Origin of the sequence: Kitasatospora sp. NPDC058218 (assembly GCF_042882445.1) — a bacterium.
Classification (GTDB): Bacteria; Actinomycetota; Actinomycetes; order Streptomycetales; family Streptomycetaceae; genus Kitasatospora.
This window is the reverse complement of the sequence record NZ_JBHVWC010000028.1, coordinates 16,977-33,597: the sequence shown is the minus strand read 5'-3', so window position 1 is coordinate 33,597 and position 16,621 is coordinate 16,977. Positions and strand designations below refer to the sequence as shown.

Genomic DNA, 16,621 nt, shown 5'->3' with positions numbered 1-16,621 from the left:
CCCGTGAACCGGGCGCCCGCCCCCGAAGGAGTCGTCCCGTGGCCTCCTCCCACCCGCACCGCCCGCGTGCCGCGTCCGCCGTCGCAGCTCCCGCCGTCGCAGCTCCCGCCGTCGACGGGCGTGCCCGTGGCCGGGACGACGACCGCACCTCCCTCGACCTGCGCGCCGCCGGCGGTCCGACCGCGGGCCGGTCGGCGGCCGCCCGGTACCCGGTCCGCTTCGAGCCCGGCGTCCTCGACCCGGCCAACCCGGCCCTGGCCCGGGCCGGCGGTCCGCCCGGGCGTCGGTTGGTGGTGGTCGAGGCGCGGGTGCACGAGCTGTACGGCGACCGGCTGGGCCGCTACCTGGCGGCCCGGGACATCGCGTGCGAGACGCTGGTCCTGCCCGTGCACGAGCAGGTGAAGACCATGGACGCGGTGTTCCGGGTCGCGGACGGGATGGACGCCTTCGGCATCTCCCGGCAGGGCGGGCCCGTCATCGCGATCGGCGGCGGGGTGCTCACCGACGTCGTCGGCCTCGCCTGCAGCCTCTACCGGCGCTCCACACCGTTCGTCCGGGTGCCCACCACACTGATCGGTCTGGTCGACGCGGGCGCCGGAGCCCGTGCCGGCGTCGCCCACGGCCGGCACCGGCACCTGCTCGGCGGCTACCGCCCGGCCGTCGACACCCTGCTCGATCCGGCCTTCCTCGCCACCCTGGACCGGCGGCAGTTGGGCAACGGGTTCGCCGAGATCCTCAAGGTGGCGCTGGTCGAGGACGCCCGGCTGTTCGACCTGCTGGAGCGGCACGGCCGGGACCTGCTGGACGAGCGCTTCCAGGGCCCGGTCACCCCCGCCGCCGTCCTCGGCCGGGCCGTGCGGGGGGCCCTGCGGGAGCTGCGGCCCGACCGCCGGGACCGCCCGGAGCGGCCGGCGGACTACGGCCACGCGTTCAGCCCGACCGTCGAGCGGCGTGCGCTGCCCGAACTGCTGCACGGCGAGGCGGTCTGCGTCGACATGGCGCTCACCACCGTGGTCGCCCGGCGGCGCGCACTGCTCGGCCCGGAGCAGTGCGAGCGGATCCTGCGACTGATGCGCCGGCTCGAACTGCCCGTCTGGCACCCGCTGCTGGAGCCGTTCACGCTCGCGGAGGCGCTCGCCGACACCGGCCGGCGCGGCGACGACCGGCGGCCACTGCCGCTGCCGGCCGGGATCGGCGCCGCGGTGTTCGTCGAGGATCTGACGGTCCGTGAACTGGCCGATGCGGCAGGTTGGTTGCGTACCTGGTCGGCCGCCGCACGGGTCCGCGAGGAGTGTGCGGTCCGTTCGTAGCGCGGTCCGTTGCTCGCGCGGTCCGTTGCTCGTGTCGTCCGTTGTTCGCGCGGGGTCGGCCGGGCCGGTCCCGCCTCCGTCCCGCCCTCTCGCCGCTCCGTTCCGCGCTGTCCTGCGCCGATTCCCGCCCGGTCCCGCCCCGTCCCGGTCCCGCCCCGTCCCGGTCCCGCCCCGCCCCGGTCCCGTCCCGCGCCCCGCCCGGGCCGGGAGGGGCAGGGCGGCTCAGGTGCCCGGGGCGTCGGGCGGCCCATCGTCGAGGTCGGAGATGGAGCAGGAGGTGGACGGCGATGGGCAGCACCACGGTATTCGACCGGCGGATCCAGGCCGGACCGGCGAACATCCCGCTGGCGGTGCGCCGGGGCGAGGGCTCCTGGGCGGAACTCGCCGAGCGGACGGCCGCGTTCGAGGCCGATCGCTTCCTCCTGGTGGCCGACGGTGCGGCACCCGCCGACCTTCTCGGCCGCGTGAACGCGATGGCTGCCGGGTACGCGCCGTGCACCGTGCTCGACCTGCGGTCCGCCCCGCCGCCCGACCGCACGATGCCCGAGCGCACGATGCCGGACCACGCGGCGCCCGCGCGGCCGACCCCCGAAGGTCGGCGCACCGGCGGCCGGACCGTGGTGATCGCCCTCGGTGGCGAGCAGGCCTGCGCCGTCGCGGCCGACCTTCGGGTGCCGACCACCCTGGCGGCCGCCGTCGGGCCCGCACTCGCACTGCGGCGACCGCCGCCGGACGCCCGCGCACTGCCCGCCCGGACGGCCCCGGCGCTGGTCTGGGTCCGCAGCGACCTGCTGGCCGCCCGGCCCGCCCCGGAGACCAGGGCCGGCATGATCGGCGTGATCCGCCACGTCCTCGCCGTCTGCCCGGCGCAGTACGAGGCGCTCGCCGACTCCCTCGACCCCGAGGCCCGCTACGGCGCCGGCGCCATCGCCGCCTTCCTCGCCGTCTGCGCGGACGCCCGGGCCGCGCTGGTCTGCTTCGACCCGTTCGAGACCGGCCCCGCCCTCGCCCTGGGGTACGGGCGGCGCCTCGCCGCGCTGGTGCGGAGCCTGGCCGACCGCCCGCTCGCACCCGGCGACGCCGAGGCCCTGGGGCTCCTGCTCGCCGCCCGCATCGCCGTCCGGCTCGGCCTGCTGGACGCGGCCGGAGCCTGGGCGCACCGCGAACTGGTCGCCCGCAACGGCTCGGTGACCGGACTGCCCGGCGTCCCGGACGCGGCGGCCTTCGCCGACGCCGTCGGCGCCACCCCGTGGCCCGGCCTGCTGCTGCTCGCCGGCCTCGGCCGCCCGTACTGCGCGCAGGGCCGGCTGCTCACCCCGGTCGACGCCGCGCTGCTGCGGGCCGCTGCCGAGGGCCTCGGCCCGATCGCCACCACCGAGGGCCTGGGCCCGGTCGCCGTCCCGCACGGCCGGGTCCCGGAGCCCCAGCCCGCGGCCGGGTGAGCCCCGGGCCGGGCTCGGGCGCCGTGCGGGAGCAGGACAGGACACCGTCACCGTGCGACCGGGACGACGGGCGCCACACCGTGGAGAGGCAGGGCGGACCGGAACGGACCGCCGCAGACCAGAAGGAGTCACCGTCATGACGGGCACCGTCATCACCGATCTCCGCCGACGCGGCGCCGTCGACCCCGGCCGCGTGCTGAGCGGGCCGCTGCGCGCGGTCGGGCTGCGGTGGCTCGACCCGGGCCACCGCACCGAGGTCGCCGCCGAGGGCGTCGAGCACGCCCTCTACGTCACCGCCGGTTCGGGCACGGCCACCGGCCCGGAGGCCGAGGCGCCGGAGGCGCCCGACGCCGGGATCCCGCTGGTCGAGGGCACCGCGCTGACGCTGCCGCTCGGCGCGCGGACCGTGCTCACCGCCGGTACGGCCGGGCTGGAGTTCTTCCAGGCCGTCCTCGCCGTCGTCGGGCGCCCCGCCGGTTCCGGGCCGTCCGGTCCGCCGGCCGGCCGGCAGCGCACCGAGGGCCACCTCGGGCCCCGCCCCGACCCCCGTCCGAGCCCCGAGCACCCCGCGCGATCCCGGCGCTCCGAGGACCTCCAGAACTCCGAGGACCTCCAGAACTCCGAGGACCCCGAGAGCTCCGAGGACCCCGAACACCCGAAGGGAGGCGAGGCACGGTGATCGTCACCACCGCCGCGGGCTCCGCCGCCGTCATCCTCGGCCCGAACGGCGAACGGATCCGCCTGCGCTGCCTGGCCCGGCGGTCCATGATCGCCAGCGCCTGCGAGTCCTTCGACCACCTGCGGCTGAGCCCCGGCGCCCACCACACGCTGCCGGGGCGGGCCGAGGCCGAGATCGTCCTCCATGTGCTGCGCGGCTCCTTCCTCGTGGGGCAGGCCGCCGACGAACCGGACCACCTGGCGGTCGACGGGGACCTCCTGCTGGCCCGCCGGGGCAGCCCGCTCCACCTGGAGGCCGGACCGCTGGGCGCCGAGCTGCTCTGCCTCACCCTCGCCGTACCCCGCCGCGCCGCCGCCGCCCGAGAGGCCCCGGCCCGGCGACGCACCGGGCGACGTACCCGCCCGTGAACCACCCCGACCCCGCTGCCCGGCGGTGCACCCGCCGGGCAGCGGGGTCATGACCGAGCCCGCTCGCCGTACCGCACAGCTCCGCATCGCTCCGTCGCCCTGTTTCCCACCCCGACCCGTGCGGACTCCCGTCGGCTCGACCGGCGGGCCCGTCGTGGGTCGTGGGTCGTGGGTCGTGGGCCGTGGGACCGGAACGGGACGGCGGGCCCATGCGTCCGGGGCGGGGGCCCGCGCAGGGTGGAGGCAGAGCGGCCGATCGGCTCGAACCGCTCGGAAGACGAAGAATCTGGAGCACCACTCATGGCAACGAACACGGCAACGAAGACGCTCTGCGTCGCGTCCGTACTCGTCGGCTTCGCCGCGGCGACCGTCGTGTGCAGGAACGCCGTCGTCGGCGTGCCGGCCACGTCCGGTCCGGCGCCCGAGGCCGGCGGTACGACCAAGCGGTGCAAGCCCGGCGAGAAGGACTGCAAACGCTGAACCTGCTGTCCGTCCCCCGTCCCCCGTCCCCCGTCCCCCGTCGAACTCCGAACCCCCGATCCCGCCTCCGCCCCCGGTGCTTTCGGCACCGGGGGCGGAGACCGTCGCGACGCCGGCGGCCACCGCCCCCCGCCGGCGCTCCTCACACCGCCCCGGGCCCGCCCCGCGACGGGAAGCGGGGGAGCACCGCCCTCACCCGCGTCCCGTGCTCCAGCGGCAGCGGTCCGATCGTGCAGTTGCCGCCGATCTCCGCCGCCCGGTCGGCCATCGACCGGATCCCGACCCCGTTCCCCTCGCCGCCGGAGGGCGCGCGCGAGTCGTCGCCGTCCGCCCGCCGGTAGCCGACCCCGTCGTCCTGCACGGTCAGCGTCAGCGTCTCGTCGTCCACCCGGACCACCACCTCGGCGCGACCGGCCCGGGCATGGTGCAGGACGTTGTTCAGTGCCTCGGCGGTGATCCGGTAGACCGCCACCTCGACGGCGGCCGGCAGGGCGGGCAGCGGGTCCGGGGTCAGCGCGGCGGTGACGGCGAGTCCGGCACCGCTGAAGGTGAGGGCGAGCTGCTGGACCGCCCGTGCCAGCCCGAACTCGCCGAGCGGGGCGGGCCCGAGCCGGTCGGTGATCCGCCGGACCTCCTTGATCGCCATCGCGAGGTCCCCCGAGATCCCGACCAGCGCCCGTGCCACGTCCGCACCGGTGCACGCCGCGGCCCCGCCCCGTACCCGCCCCGCCTCCCCGGCCTCCCGTGCGTCTCCCGCCGCCCCGGGGTCCGCCGACCCGGCCGCGGCCGCCGACGCGGCGTTGTCCACCCGCAGCCGCAACCCCGCCAGCGCGGGACCGAGGCCGTCGTGGATGTCCCGGCGCAGCCAGCGCCGCTCCTCCTCCCGGGCCGCGACGATCTGCTCCCGGCTCGCCTGCAGGTCCTCCTGCAACCGCAGCGAGGCGACGGCGGGGGAGACCTGGTCGGCGAGCGAGCGCAGGATGTCGACGTCGCCGGCCTCCAGCCGCTCCTCGCCCTCGCGCAGCCCGACCGTCAACTCCCCGATCGTGGTGCCGCGGTGGACCAGGGCGAAGGACCGGCCGGGGCCGTCCGTCCGGCCCACGGCGGCCAGCGGGCGCGGCCCGGCCCGGGTGGTGACGCTCAGTGCGACCCCGGGCAGCCGCAACTCCTCCGCGACGGTGCCGCACAGCACGGCCGGCAGCCGTTCCGGGTCCACCACCTGCCGGACCCGTCCGGCCAGGGTGCGCAGGACCTGGTAGGGCTGGGCGCGGTCGCCGTAGTAGAGGCGGTCGACCAGCCCGACCGCCCACCGGGCGGCCCGGGGCAGCGCGGCGCCGAGCCCGAACACCAGGGCGATCAGCGTCAGTCCGGCCGCGCTCCGGCCCGGGACCAGCCAGCCGGACAGCACGGCGGCCGACACCACGAACAGCGTGGTCAGTCCGGTGGCCAGGAGCAGCCCGGTCAGGACCGACCGGGCCGCCCGGTCGAGCCGCCAGCCGCCGTCCCGGATCACCAGGCGGGCGACGGCGACCGCCCAGACCGCGCCGGCGGCGGTGAACAGCGAGTAGCTGAGCCAGTAGTCGTCCTGGAAGCTGCGGGCGTAGTAGTCCTGCAGGCCGGCCCAGAGCAGGTACGCGCCCAGCATGCCCGCCACGTGCGCCCGGTGGGCCGGGTGCTGCGGCCGGGGCGCACCGCTGCGGTCCCGCTCGGGGCGGGGGGAGGGGCGGAGCAGCCGGGACAGCAGGACGGCGGCCGCGATGCCGACCAGAAGGTAGTTCACCGGGTCGTAGAGACCGTCCAGATGGTCCGAGACCGACCCGAGGACGTGGGCGGGCGCGCTGTCGGCGAGCGGATCGGGCCGGCCGTAGGCGGTCGGACGGCTCAGGAACGACAGGCCGTCCGGGATCTCCCAGAGCGCGACGGCGCCGATGTAGAGCCACCACCGGCGGTCGGTGAGCCGTCCGTAAGGGAGCCAGAGCGGCAGGACGTAGAACAGCGTCTGGCTGATCGTGTCGCAGACCGACCGCAGCACCGCGACCGCCCCGACGATGCCCGGGTCGGAGACCTCCACCCAGACGGGCGCCCCGGCGGCGCTGGGCAGCATCGAGGTGAGGGCGTAGGCCAGCATCACCCAGCCGAGCGGGCTGCCCGGGCGGTGGGCGTGCAGCAGCATCCCGGCGCCGGCGGTGGGCAGCGCGTAGAGCAGGATGGCGAGTTGGTCCCGGGGGCGGTCCACGCCGGGCGCGCCGAGGTGGACGAGCACGTAGCAGGTCCAGAGGGTGGCGACGGCCAGACAGAGGGCCGTGCAGATCGCGGCGCCGGTGAGCTGGCGTTGGGCGGGCGTCCGGCGGGGGGTGGGCCGGGCGGGCGTCCGGGGCCGGGGAGGGATCACCGTGATCATGGCACCGCCTCGAAACGGGCTGGGGGTGTGGTCCGTCGACAGCCGCTCGCCGGGCACCGTTCCAGTCTCGGCCGCCCGCCGTCCCGGGCGCATGGGGCAGCGGTCTCGTCCTGCGCACGACCGGCCGCCGCCGGGGCGGCGATCTGCGCATGTCACGGAAAGTCACTGCGGCATCGCTGGTAGTGTCGGCCGGGTGGACCAACAGCACCCCGTCGTACCGCCAGCCCCGCAGCCGGACGATCGGCCCCGGGCCGCGCCGTCGGGCGCGGGCGGCCCCTTCGGCGGCCCGGGCGACCCGGGCGATGCGGACACCTCGCGCCCCGCGGGCATCTCGGGATCCCTGGACACCTCAGGGGCCCCGGGCGCCTCGGGGGCCCCGGACGTCGCCGGCGTCCCGGGCGAGCAGCGGGACGCCTCCCCGGTCCGGGTGCTGATCGTCGACGACCACCCGCTGTTCCGGGAGGGCCTGAGAGCCGCGTTGGAGAGCGCCGAGGGGATCGCCGTGGTGGCGGAGGCGGAGCGGGTCGGCGAGGTGTCGGCCGCCGTCGCCCGGAGCCGTCCGGACGTGGTCGTGATGGACCTCTCCCTGCCCGACGGCTCCGGGCTGGAGGCCGCGCGCCGGCTCTCCGAGCAGCAGCCGTCCCCGCCGGTGCTGATGCTGACCATGGCCGACGACGACGGCAGCCTGCTCGCCGCGCTCCAGGCGGGCGCCCGCGGCTACCTGGTCAAGGGCGCCGGCCGGGAGGAGGTGCTGCACGCGGTGCGGACGGTCGCGGCGGGCGGCGCGGTGTTCGGCGCGGACGTGGCCGGCCGGATCACCGCCCTGCTGGCGGGGGCCCGACTGCGCGAGGCGGGGCAGCTGTTCCCCGCGCTCACCGCGCGCGAGGCGGAGGTGCTCGACCTGGTGGCGCGCGGGCTGGACAACCGCCGGATCGCCCGGGAGCTGGTGGTGGCGGAGAAGACGGTCCGCAACCACGTGACGCACATCTTCGAGAAGCTGCACGTCGCGACCCGCGCCGAGGCGGTGGCCCGGGCGCGGGACATGGGCCTGGGCGACGGCTGAGCCGACCGCCGTCGGGCCCTGCCCGCCGCGCGGGGGGCCGCGACCGGGCCGGCGCGGCAGCCGGGGCAGGGACCGGACCGCCGTCCCGCGCGCCCGGGACGCCAGGAAGCCGAGGATGCGGGGGAGGAGGCCCACATGAGCGAACCGGCCCCGGTCACCACCACCCGGCAGGCCGGCCTGATCCGGGCGTACTGGGTCTGTGCCGGGACGCTGCTCTGCGGCCTCGGCTGGGTGCTGCTGGCCCTCGTCCACCAGGACGCCCCGTGGGCCGAGGCGTTCTTCCTGCACGACGGTGAGACGGTGCTGCTCGGCTTCGGCTTCGCGCTCTCCGGGTTGCTCGTCCTCGCCCACCGGGCCGGGCCCGACGCCTCCCCGCCGGGCCTCGACGGCCCTGCCCGCCCTGCCCGCCCTGTCGGCCCCACCGGTCGCACCGGCCCCGGCCCCGGTGCGGGTATCGATCGGGCCGTCGGGCCGCCCGGGCTCAGCCTCGGACTGGTCCTGCTGGCCGCCGGGTTCGGCGGCTGCCTCTCCCGCTTCGTGCTGCTCGCCGCCGCCGCGGCCGGCGCCGGCCCGGTGGCGGAGGCCGTCGGCGCGGCCCTGCTGCTGGCCTCCGTCACCCTGTTCGTCTTCCTGGCCATCGCCCTGCCGCTCTGGCTCCCGGGCGGCCGGCTGCCCGGCGGCCCCGCGGGCCGGGGCTTCGTGGTCGTGGTGGCGCTCTGGAGCGCCTGCCATGCGTGCGTGGTCCGGCTCGGGGTGCCGCTGCCCTACTTCGGCGACGTCCTGGTGCCGCGGGGGGAGGGGCTGCCGCTCGACGAGTGGCGGGTCACCCTGGTCTCCTGGGCGCTCGTCGTGGTCAGCCTGACGGTGGCCGCGGTGCGCTGGCACCGCTCGGACCGCCCGCACCGGACGGTCGCGGCGGTGCTCGTCCCCTATCTGATCTGGCTGGTCACCACCAATATCGCGCTCAGGCTGGGGAGTTCCGAGAGCATCGCGGCGGTGGCCTACTTCACCGGCTCGGCCCTGTGGATGCTCGGTGCGGTCGGCTACGCCTTCACCCGGGACCGCTCGCGCTACCTGGACCGTGCGACCAGGCGGATGCTCAGCGTCCTGGCCCTCACCGCCGTGCTGATCGCCGGCTACCTCGGCATCGCGCTGCTGCTGCGCCGCGCGCTGCCCCAGGCCAGTACCGCCGGCGCCCAGCTCCTGGCGGCCGGGGCGCTCGCCATCGGCGGGCTGCTCGGTCCGACCACCCGCTGGGTGGTCCGCGCCGTCGACCGCTTCTACTACGGCGACCGGGCCAGGCCCTACCAGGTGGTGCGCGCGCTCGCCGAGCGGCTCAGCCGGGCCGTCAGCCCCGCCGATGCGCCGCCGCTGCTGTGCGACACCGTGGTCGACGCCCTCGGTCTGCCCGGGGCGAGGGTGGTCCTGCACACCAGCAGTGGTCCGCACGAACTCGCCTCGGTCGGCGTCATCGGTCCCAACAGCCAGGTGTTCCCGCTCAGTTACGAGGGGTCGGTGATCGGCGACCTCTATGCGCCACCGCGGGCCGGGCAGCCCGTGCTGGACGCCCAGGACCACGAGGTGCTGCGCTTCCTCGCCGATCAGGCCGCGCCCGCCATCGCCTCGCTGCGGATGTACGAGGAAGTCCAGTCCGGGCGGCGGCAGATCGTGCTGGCTCGGGAGGAGGAGCGGCGCCGGCTGCGGCACGACCTGCACGACGGGCTCGGGCCGACCCTGTCCGGGCTGCGGCTCGGCATCGACACCGCGCGGGCCGCCGTCCCCGCGGACTCGCCGGCCGCCCGCTCGCTGCGCGCGGTGTCGGCCGGGATCGGTCAGGCGATCGTCGAACTGCGGCGGATCACCGAGGGGTTGGCGCCCGCGACGCTGGCCGGGGAGGGGCTGGCGCAGGCCCTGCGGCGCCTGGTCGCCGGGCTGGACGGGGAGCGGGTGAGGCTGAGCCTGGAGCTCGACCCGGACCCGCCGCCCGCCCTGCCGGCCGCGGTCGAGGTGGCGGTGCTGCGGATCGGCGGCGAGGCGCTGAACAACGTCCTGCGCCATTCGGGCGCCACCGAGGCCCGGTTGACGCTGCGGGTCCGCCCGCACGAGGTGGTGATCGAGGCCCGGGACGACGGCCGGGGCTTCCCGGAGTTCACCGGTGACGGCGGTGCCGGTGGAGGTGCCACCGGTGGTGCCGTCGGCCGTGGCCACGGCGGCGTCGACCGGTCCGGCTCGGGGCTCGGGCTGCGCTCGATGGCCGAGCGGGCCGAGGAGTTGGGCGGCGGCTTCGCGGCCGTGAACCACCCCGGCGGCGCCCTCGTCCGGGCGGTGCTGCCGCGCATGCCGGTCGTGCCCGAAGTGGTGGCTCCGACCACGGACGGAGCGGACCGCCCCCGGCGGGCCCCTTGACGGCAGCCGGGGTTGGCCCAATCATCATGGTCGCGTCAACTTCGCGGCCGTGCCCCCGTTGTCACCGCATTCCGGCCGGGCTGTCCCGGTCGGTCCCGCTCCCGGCCGGACCCCAACCCGGCCGCCCCTTCGACCCGACGGCCACCCGCGAGGCTGTGCGCTTCCGTTCTGCCCCACCAGAATCTGGAGCCTCCATTGACCGAGCGCGCCTCGCGGCGATCCCGCCTGCGCCGATCCGCCCTGTCGACCGGGGCGGTCGTCACACTCGCCGCCGCCCTGTTCGCCCCGGCCGCCGTCGCGGCCCCCGCCGCCCCGGTGGCCCCCGCGGCCCCCCGGGCCGCTGCCGCCGCCCCCGACATCCCGGTCGCCAACGTCAAGGCGCACCTGGCCCAGCTGCAGTCGATAGCCACCGCCAACGGCGGCAACCGCGCCCACGGCCGCACCGGCTACAAGGCGTCGATCGACTACGTGAAGGGCAAGTTGGACGCGGCGGGCTTCACCACCTCGCTGAAGACCTTCACCTACAACGGTTCGACCGGCTACAACCTCATCGCCGACTGGCCGGGCGGCGACACCTCGCACGTCGTGATGGCCGGCGCCCACCTGGACTCCGTCACCGGCGGTCCGGGGATCAACGACAACGGCTCCGGCTCGGCCGGCATCCTGGAGACCGCGCTGGCCGTCTCCCGGGCCGGGCTCCAGCCCACCAAGCACCTGCGGTTCGGCTGGTGGGGCGCCGAGGAGTACGGCATGGTCGGCTCCAAGAACTACGTCAACAGCCTTCCCGCCGCCGAGCGTTCGAAGATCGAGACGTATCTGAACTTCGACATGATCGGCTCCCCCAACCCGGGCTACTTCACGTACCGCTACGACACCGCGCTGGACGCGCTGTTCCGCGACTACTTCGCGGGTATCGGCATCAGCACCGAGCAGGACTTCGAGGGCGACGGCCGCTCCGACCACGCCCCGTTCCAGGACGCCGGCATCCGGGTCGGCGGCCTGTTCAGCGGTGCCGACTACACCAAGACCAGTGCCCAGGCGGCCAAGTGGGGCGGCACGGCGGGCCAGGCGTTCGACCGCTGCTACCACTCCTCGTGCGACACCAGCGCCAACATCAACGACACCGCGCTGGACCGGATGAGCGACGCCATCGCCTACGCGATCTGGACCCTCTCGGCCGGCACCACCACGCCGCCCACCGGCACCGTCTTCGAGACCACCGCCGACGTGCAGATCCCGGACTACGGCGCGGCGGTGACCTCCGACCTCGCCGTCACCGGCCGGACCGGCAACGCGCCCGCCGCCCTCCAGGTCGCGGTCGACATCAAGCACACCTATCGCGGCGACCTGGTGATCGACCTGGTCGCGCCGAACGGCACCGCCTTCCGGCTGAAGAACTCCAGCGGCAGCGACTCCGCGCCCAACGTGCAGACCACCTACACCGTCAACGCCTCCGCGGTGCCCGCCAACGGCACCTGGAAGTTGAAGGTCCAGGACGTGGGGCAGCAGGACACCGGCTACATCGACAGCTGGAAGCTCACCTTCTGACCCGGGCGCCCCACCCGGGCGGGCGAAACGCGTAGGAAGGGGGTGCCGGCCGCCGCCGGCACCCCCCGCTCCGTGAGCCCGCCGCGGCCCCGCCCGGGTGGAGCCGCCGCGGCCCCGCCCCGGTGGGGCCGCAACGGCTCCGTTCCCCCGCGCCGCTACGGACGCATCTCGTACGCGCCCGACAGCGCCTCGACCATGGCCCACACCTTCGCGGCCCGCTCGCCGTCCGCGACCGGGCGGCGGACGTTGGCCAGGGCCCACGCCGCCTGCGCCTCGGTGGTCGAGGCCTTCCCGTGCAGCTCGGTGGCGTGCTTCGAGAAGTCCCGCACCAGCGCGTCGAAGACCTGGTCCAGCAGGTCCGCGTCCAGCCCGGTCAGCTCGGCCTGCTCCAGCACCAGCTGGCCGTAGACGATGAGCGCGAAGAGCTGGCCGATCTCCAGCAGGAAGTCCAGGTCGGCCTGCTGCTCCTCGCTCGGCGCGTCGGTCAGCAGCAGGTCGCAGAACCCGTCGGCCTGCTCGCGGAAGCGGGCCACGTTCGGCAGGTGCGCGAACGCGTCGTACGCGGTGCGCCAGTCGTGGAAGCGGATCGCGCCGAGGCCGCGGGCCGGGCCCTGGCGGAACAGGAACTCGTCGTCGGCCGCGTCCAGCCGGGTGGGCACCGGCGCGTAGTCGGCCGGGTTGAACAGGTAGTTGCCCATGAACTTGAGGATCAGCGCCAGGTTGACGTGGACGGTGCCCTCCAGCTTCGGCAGACCGCGGATGTCCTTCGCCGCCTTGTCGAAGTAGGTGTCCGCCTCGAAGCCCTTGGCCGCGATGACGTCCCACATCAGGTCGATGACCTTCTCGCCCTCGGTGGTGACCTTCATCTTGGTCATCGGGTTGAAGAGCAGGTAGCGACGGTCCTCGGGCGAGGCGCTGCGGAAGTAGTCCACCGCGCGGTCGGAGAACAGCTTCATCGCCACCAGGCGGGCGTAGGCGTCGGTCAACTCGCGCCGCACGTGCGGGAAGTCGGTGACGTTCTTGCCGTACAGCACCCGGTTGCGGGCGTGCGTGACGGCCTCGTACATCGCGTGCTCGCAGATGCCGACCGAGGCCGTGCAGAGGTTGAACTTGCCGACGTTGACGGTGTTCAGCGCGGCGTCGAAGGCGGCCTTGCCGGTGTGCAGCACGTCCTCGGCGCGCACCGGGTAGTTCTCCAGGCGGAACTCGCTGACGTACATCTGGGCGTTCACGACGTTCTTGACCAGGTGGTACGCCTCGTGGCGGCTGTCGGCGGCGAAGAAGACGTAGCCCTCCGGGCCCTCGACGTCCGAGCGGCGGCCGAACACCGAGACCAGGCCGGCGACGTTGCCGTTGCCGATGTAGTACTTGGGGCCGGTGGCGGTGAAGCCGCCCTCGCCGTCCGGGGTGAGGATCATGTCGGTGGAGTAGATGTCGGCGCCGTGGCTGCGCTCGGAGAGTCCGAACGCCATCACGTGACCGTCCGCCAGGAGCTGTGCGGCGCGGGCCCGGACGGCCTCGTTCTCGCTCTGCCAGACCGGCCCGAGGCCGAGGACGGTGACCTGCCAGGTGTACCAGTAGCCCAGCCCGTAGAAGCCGAGGATCTCGTTCAGCTCGGCGATCCGGGCGGTGTCCCAGCGCTTGTCCGGGTCGGCCGAGGAGGGCGTCAGGAACTCCGCGAACAGGCCTTCCTTCGCGGCGAATTCGAGGAAGTCGGCGTACCAGGTGCGGTCGATGTAGGTGTCGATCAGCGCCTTCTTGCCGCGGGACTCGAACCAGTCCACGGTCGCGCGCAGCAGCCGGCGGGTCGGCTCGTCGAACTGGGTGGGGTCGTACGTGCGCGGGTTGAAGAGCATCACGGGCTCCCGGGGGGTCGAGGGTGGCGATCGGGTGGGGCGTGGGTTCTCGGCCGTCGGCGGAGCGGGGTCAGTGCCCGGTCCGGTCGGCGGCGAGGCGGTGCAGGGTGGCGAGCACGTCGTCCAGCCAGGCGAGGGTCATCCGCTCGTACTCGATGCCGCCGCGCAGCACCACGTGCTGCAACTGCTGCCGGGCGTCGAGGACGGCCGGGTCGGGGAAGTCGCGCTGCTCGCCGTGCAGGTAGCGGGCGAGCAGGGCGGCGTGGCCCTCGCGGTGCCGCGCGACCTCGGAGATCAGGGCGGCCGGGTCGTCGAAGGCCGCCGCGCGGATCTTGACCGCCAGCTCGTGCCGGACGGTCTCCGGCTCGACCGGTTCGCGCAGCCAGCCCGCCAGCGCCACCCGGCCGGGGTCGGCCGCGGAGTAGACCTTCTTGTCCGGCCGGCCGTCCTGGGCGACCTCCTCGGACGAGATCCAGCCGTCCGCCTCCATCCGCCGCAGCACCCGGTAGATCTGCTGGTGGGTGGCGGTCCAGAAGCGTCCGATCGAGCGGTCGAACCGCCGGGCCAGCTCGTAGCCGGAGCCGGGCTGCTCCAGCAGTGAGACGAGGATCGCGTGCTCCAGTGCCATGGGCGGAATCCTGCTATGCAACGAGTTGCATAGGCAAGGGCGCCCCGCGCGGGTGAGACGCAGCTCACCGTGGCGCGCCGTGGCGGCGGGCGTCGCCGGTGGGCGCCGGCGAGGACCTGGGCGTCGGCGAGGGTGCGCCAGGGTAACTTCCGGGGAGAAAAGGTGCAAAACGGCAGATCGGCGCCAAAATAGAACTTGGCCGGCACCTTCCACGTGCCGGACCGAGGAGGTGGTATCGGTGTCTACCCAGATTCCGATGGGCATGGAGCACCATCCGGACATCGTCGAACTACGGGAGCACTACGAGCGGGTCACCCTGACCCCGCGGGCCCAGGCCGTCGAGGCCCTGGCCGTTCTTGCCGGTCTGTTCCTGGCGGCCTCGCCATGGATCGTCGGCTTCACCGCTTTCAGCACGCTGACCGTCACCTGCCTGATCGTGGGTCTCGCCTACTGCGTGCTGATGGCCGGGTACGGCTCGGCGTACGAGCGCACCCACGCACGGGCCTGGGCGGCGACCCTGCTCGGTGCCTGGACGATCGCCTCCCCCTGGGTGGTGTCCGGAGAGGTCGACCGCGGGAAGAACATCGTGACCTGCCTGATCACGGGCGCCGTGATGTTCCTGCTGGGGCTCGCCGCGATCTCCATGGCCACCATGACGTCGAACGGCGCGTCGATGCGACGCGGCCGGGCCGGGCGGTCCAAGGGCTGACGCCACACGGCAGCCCCGAGCCGGGGCGCGGAGCGGTGAGGTCGCCCTCCGCGCCCCGGCGCACGTGGTGCGCGGCGCGGGCCCCCGCGCGTCGTACGCGAGGTGCGCCGGGGGTGGCCGCGGGGGGCCGCCGCAGCCGGCTGCGGGTGGGAGCCGGCTACGGCCGGGGGCCGGTCCCGCCGGGGCGGGCCTGCTACGGGTGCGTCATCCGCAGCACGTCGAGGGCCTCGTCCAGCTGCTCCCGGGTGAGCCTGCCCTGCTCCAGGTAGCCGCGCTCCAGTACCACCTGACGGATCGTCTTCCGTTCGGCCAGTGCCTGCTTGGCGACCTTGGCGGCCTCCTCGTAGCCGATGTAGCGGTTCAGCGGGGTGACCACCGAGGGCGAGGACTCGGCGTACTCGCGGGCCCGTTCGACGTTGGCGGTGATGCCGTCCACCGTGCGGTCGGCGAGCAGCCGGGCGCTGTTGGCGAGCAGCCGGATCGACTCCAGCACATTGCGGGCGATCACCGGGAGCATCACGTTCAGCTCGAAGTTGCCGCTCGCGCCGGCCACCGTGATGGTGGCGTCGTTGCCGATCACCTGGGCCGAGACCATCAGCACCACCTCGGGCAGCACCGGGTTGACCTTGCCGGGCATGATCGACGAACCCGGCTGGAGGTCCGGCAGGTTGATCTCGCCGAGGCCGGTGCGCGGACCGGAGCCCATCCACCGCAGATCGTTGGCGATCTTGGTGAAGCCGACCGCGACGGTGCGGAGCTGGCCGCTCAGCTCGACCAGGCCGTCCCGTGCGCCCTGCGCCTCGAAGTGGTCGCGGGCCTCGGTCAGCGGCAGGTCGGTGGCCCGGGCCACCTCCTCGATCACGGCGGCGGCGAACCCGGGCGGGGTGTTGATGCCCGTCCCCACCGCCGTGCCGCCGAGGGGCAGTTCGGCGACCCGGGGGAGCGTCGCCAGCAGCCGCTCCCGCCCGTGCCGGACCTGCGCCGCGTAGCCGGCGAACTCCTGGCCGAGGGTGACGGGGGTGGCGTCCATCAGGTGCGTCCGGCCGGACTTCACCACCTGGGAGAACTCCGCGGCCTTCCGCTCCAGGGCCTCCGCCAGGTGCTCCAGGGCCGGGATCAGGTCGTGGGTGACGGCGGTGGTGGCCGCGATGTGGATCGAGGACGGGAACACGTCGTTGGAGGACTGGCTGGCGTTGACGTGGTCGTTGGGGTGGACCGGCCGGCCGAGCCGCTCGCCGGCCAGCGTCGCGATCACCTCGTTGGCGTTCATGTTGGAGGAGGTGCCCGAGCCGGTCTGGAACACGTCCACCGGGAACTCGTCGTCCCACTGCCCCTGGGCGACCTCCTCGGCGGCGGCCACGACGGCCTCCGCCGTCTCCTCGTCCAGCACCCCGAGCCGGGCGTTCACCCGGGCCGCGGCGGCCTTGATCCGGGCCAGCGCCGCGATGTGGGCCCGCTCCAGCCGCTGGCCCGACACCGGGAAGTTCTCCACCGCCCGCTGCGTCTGCGCCTGCCACTTGGCGGCGGCCGGTACCCGGACCTCGCCCATCGAATCGTGCTCGGTCCGGAACTCCTGCTCACCCATCGCGCGCTGCACCTCCTGGTCGGCCCCGGTCGGGTCGGTTCCCCGGGCCGGGTACGGTCTGCGCACACGACAGCCGCGCGCGGGCCCCCGGTATTTCCGCGTGTGAC

Annotated in this window: 13 protein-coding genes; 9 read left to right on the top strand and 4 right to left on the bottom strand. The window is 75.0% G+C overall.

Annotated features, from left to right (window positions below):
* The first annotated feature begins 38 nt into the window (after positions 1-38).
* The 5 genes from ACFVYI_RS19280 (at position 39) to ACFVYI_RS19260 (ending at position 4,318) form a co-directional block, all read left to right on the top strand.
* Positions 39-1,310 carry a sedoheptulose 7-phosphate cyclase gene (locus tag ACFVYI_RS19280; protein ID WP_387886941.1) on the top strand — a complete coding sequence of 424 codons (1,272 nt, stop codon included), beginning with the start codon at positions 39-41 and terminating at the stop codon, positions 1,308-1,310.
* Between the two features lie 287 nt (positions 1,311-1,597).
* Entirely contained in the window at positions 1,598-2,752 is a 1,155-nt protein-coding gene (locus ACFVYI_RS19275; protein WP_387886939.1) for a hypothetical protein, read from the top strand.
* Between the two features lie 136 nt (positions 2,753-2,888).
* A complete protein-coding gene (locus ACFVYI_RS19270) occupies positions 2,889-3,431 on the top strand; it encodes a hypothetical protein (protein WP_387886937.1) in 543 nt (180 codons plus the stop codon).
* Positions 3,428-3,838, top strand: coding sequence for a hypothetical protein (locus ACFVYI_RS19265; protein WP_387886936.1), 411 nt, complete (start codon positions 3,428-3,430; stop codon positions 3,836-3,838). Before ACFVYI_RS19270 ends, ACFVYI_RS19265 begins: the two co-directional genes overlap by 4 nt.
* Before the next feature lie 300 nt (positions 3,839-4,138).
* Complete coding sequence (locus ACFVYI_RS19260) at positions 4,139-4,318, top strand: hypothetical protein (protein ID WP_387886935.1); 180 nt, start codon at positions 4,139-4,141, stop codon at positions 4,316-4,318.
* Between the two features lie 142 nt (positions 4,319-4,460).
* Here ACFVYI_RS19260 and ACFVYI_RS19255 read toward each other — a convergent pair whose 3' ends face one another.
* Positions 4,461-6,719, bottom strand: coding sequence for an ATP-binding protein (locus ACFVYI_RS19255; RefSeq protein ID WP_387886932.1), 2,259 nt, complete (start codon positions 6,717-6,719; stop codon positions 4,461-4,463).
* 427 nt (positions 6,720-7,146) lie between these two features.
* On the opposite strand from ACFVYI_RS19255, the gene ACFVYI_RS19250 reads away from it, so the two are divergent.
* From ACFVYI_RS19250 to ACFVYI_RS19240, 3 genes are all read left to right on the top strand, one after another.
* On the top strand, positions 7,147-7,782 hold the full coding sequence (locus ACFVYI_RS19250) for a response regulator (protein ID WP_387887077.1): 636 nt from the start codon (positions 7,147-7,149) through the stop codon (positions 7,780-7,782).
* Between the two features lie 135 nt (positions 7,783-7,917).
* Positions 7,918-10,188, top strand: a complete 2,271-nt coding sequence (locus tag ACFVYI_RS19245) for a sensor histidine kinase (RefSeq protein WP_387886930.1) — start codon at positions 7,918-7,920, stop codon at positions 10,186-10,188.
* A 240-nt stretch (positions 10,189-10,428) separates the two neighbouring features.
* Positions 10,429-11,736: a M28 family metallopeptidase gene (locus tag ACFVYI_RS19240; protein WP_387887076.1), complete on the top strand. Its 1,308-nt coding sequence runs from the start codon at positions 10,429-10,431 to the stop codon at positions 11,734-11,736.
* Positions 11,737-11,891: 155 nt separating this feature from the next.
* On the opposite strand, the gene ACFVYI_RS19235 is transcribed toward ACFVYI_RS19240, so the two are convergent.
* Both ACFVYI_RS19235 and ACFVYI_RS19230 read right to left on the bottom strand, forming a co-directional pair.
* A complete protein-coding gene (locus tag ACFVYI_RS19235; protein ID WP_387886929.1) occupies positions 11,892-13,592 on the bottom strand; it encodes an acyl-CoA dehydrogenase family protein in 1,701 nt (566 codons plus the stop codon).
* Between the two features lie 70 nt (positions 13,593-13,662).
* Complete coding sequence (locus ACFVYI_RS19230) at positions 13,663-14,220, bottom strand: PadR family transcriptional regulator (RefSeq protein WP_387886926.1); 558 nt, start codon at positions 14,218-14,220, stop codon at positions 13,663-13,665.
* A 238-nt stretch (positions 14,221-14,458) separates the two neighbouring features.
* On the opposite strand from ACFVYI_RS19230, the gene ACFVYI_RS19225 reads away from it, so the two are divergent.
* The gene (locus tag ACFVYI_RS19225; RefSeq protein WP_387886923.1) at positions 14,459-14,929 is read left to right on the top strand and encodes an SPW repeat protein; all 471 of its coding nucleotides are present in this window, start codon (positions 14,459-14,461) and stop codon (positions 14,927-14,929) included.
* Positions 14,930-15,122: 193 nt separating this feature from the next.
* On the opposite strand, the gene ACFVYI_RS19220 is transcribed toward ACFVYI_RS19225, so the two are convergent.
* The gene (locus ACFVYI_RS19220) at positions 15,123-16,514 is read right to left on the bottom strand and encodes a class II fumarate hydratase (protein ID WP_387886921.1); all 1,392 of its coding nucleotides are present in this window, start codon (positions 16,512-16,514) and stop codon (positions 15,123-15,125) included.
* Positions 16,515-16,621: the final 107 nt, after the last annotated feature.